This is a genomic window from Candidatus Polarisedimenticolia bacterium (genome assembly GCA_035764505.1).
GTDB lineage: Bacteria > Acidobacteriota > Polarisedimenticolia > Gp22-AA2 > AA152 > AA152.
The window spans coordinates 1-2,269 of record DASTZC010000142.1; the positions used below are offsets into that span (position 1 = coordinate 1).

Annotated in this window: 2 protein-coding genes; both read left to right on the forward strand. The window is 64.9% G+C overall.

Going from position 1 to position 2,269, the window contains the following annotated elements:
• On the forward strand, positions 1-1,351 hold a 1,351-nt coding region (locus tag VFW45_09885), incomplete at its 5' end, for a transketolase C-terminal domain-containing protein (protein ID HEU5181093.1).
• A gap of 220 nt (positions 1,352-1,571) precedes the next feature.
• On the forward strand, positions 1,572-2,269 hold a 698-nt coding region (locus VFW45_09890; protein ID HEU5181094.1), incomplete at its 3' end, for a hypothetical protein.

Consider the following 2,269-nt stretch of genomic DNA (forward strand, 5'->3'; position numbering starts at 1 on the left):
GGCGCTGATCCAGGCGCACGTCGTGCGCCCCTACTCGCACTCGCTGTCCGATGACGAGAAGAACTACAAGCCGGAGAAGGAGCGCCAGGAAGAGGCGAAGCGCGATCCGATCGTCCGGTTCGAGAAGCTCCTCCTGGAGGAAGGGCTGGCGGACGAGGCCTTCCTGACCCGGATGCGCGAGAGCGTCGACACCGAGATCAACGAGCAGACCGACCAGGCCGCCGCCGAGGCGCGCCCCGGCACCGACACCATCTACGATTTCGTCTACTCCCCCGACGTCGATCCGACCTCGGATGATTTCGCGACGGAACCGAAGACCGAGGGGGACCCGAAGACGATGGTGGATCTCCTGAATGCCTGCCTCAAGGACGAGATGGCGCACGATCCGCGCATCGTCATCTTCGGCGAGGACGTGGCGGACGCGAGTCGCGACCAGTACCTGCCCGAGGTGAAGGGCAAGGGCGGCGTCTTCAAGGTCACCCACAATCTGCAGCGCCTCTACGGCCGCGACCGGGTCTTCAACTCGCCGCTGGCCGAGGCGAACATCGTGGGACGCGCCATCGGCATGGCCACGCGCGGCCTCAAGCCGGTGGTGGAAATTCAGTTTCTCGATTACATCTGGCCGGCGTTCATGCAGATTCGCGACGAGCTGTCGAACCTGCGCTGGCGCTCCAACAACGGCTTCTCCTGCCCGGTCGTCATCCGCGTCGCTTCGGGCGGCTACCTGGGGGGCGGCGCGCCGTACCACAGCCAGTCAGGCGAGGTCTTCTTCACCCACACTCCCGGGCTGCGCGTGGTGATGCCGGCGACGGCCCTGGACGCCAACGGGTTGCTGCGCACCGCCATCCGCTGCGAGGACCCGGTGCTGTTCCTCGAGCACAAGCACCTCTACCGGCAGACCTACAACAAGGGGATCTATCCGGGCCCCGATTACATGGTCCCCTTCGGCAAGGCGCGCCTCGTCATGGAAGGGAGCGACATGACGCTGGTGACCTACGGCGCCACGGTGGAGCGCTCGCTGCGCGCCGCGCGCAAGCTCCAGGAAGATCAGGGAGTCTCGGTCGAGGTCCTCGATCTGCGCAGCCTCGCGCCGTTCGACTGGGACGCTATCGAGACTTCCGTCAGGAAGACGGGAAAGGTGCTGGTGGTGCACGAGGATTGCCTGAGCTTCGGCTTCGGCGCCGAGATCGCCGCGCTGATCGCCGACCAACTGTTCGAGTACCTCGACGGTCCGGTGCGCCGCGTCGGCGCCACCGACACTTTCTGTGCCTACCAGCCGCTGCTGGAGGACGAGATCCTGCCGCAGGTATCCCACATCCACAGGGCTCTCGAGGAGCTGGCAAAGTACTAAGCCGTCGCTGCCGCCCCCGAAAGCGCGGCCATCCTGCTCGAGGGCAGCGCTTTTCAGTGGGATGGCCCTCCCCGCCCCCGGCCGACCTTGATTCGCTGCAAATCCGCCTTGACACCAAGGGTGATTCAGCGTACTAGGCAAAGGGGTTCTGCTCGCTCGTGATTTGCAGATCGACAATCTTTCTTGCGACTCACCAGATCTCAGAGAGGGGGAGCTGGCAATGGGCTATCGCGTTCGCAGGGGAGGCCTTCTTCTTTGGGTAACCATCGGTCTGGGAGTCGCTGGGAGCCTCGCCGCAGGCTCGGCCCCTAAAAGCGATCCCGGGCCCGTCAAGGCGTCCTCGGTTCTGGACGTCACGCCCGAAACACAAGCCCGCCAGGACAACCCGCCAACGTACCAGGCTGACAATCCCAGGAACAACCTGCATTTTTCCTTCAGTCCTTCGGGCGCTCGCATCACTCCGCTGAGCCCTTCGGCCGGCGCCTGGTCGCTCGATCTGGCTCTGGGCGCCTTCGGCCATGATGCCGAGGCCACTTCGCCCGGAACCGCCCGCCTTTCGGCTTCTGAGAACCACGTCGACTATGCCTTCGAAGGGGTACGGCAGACGTTCGTGAACGGCGAATCCGCCCTCGAGCATGGCTTCACGCTCGCTGCGCCTCCCGACCACCGGGATCCGGGGTCGGAGACGAGAATCACCCTGGATCTCGCGGTCGGCGGAGATCTCGTGCCGAAGCGTATCCCTCCCAGCTACTTCGTCGACTTCGCCGACGGCGGCGGCAAGACGGTGCTCCGCTATGGGCCGGTGCGCGCCACCGGCGCCGACGGGAGTATCCTGGAAGCGAAGATCAAGATCCTTCCGGCCACGGACGAGGAAGGTCCTGAAGTTCGTATCTTCGTCGAGGCTGAGAATCCGGTCTA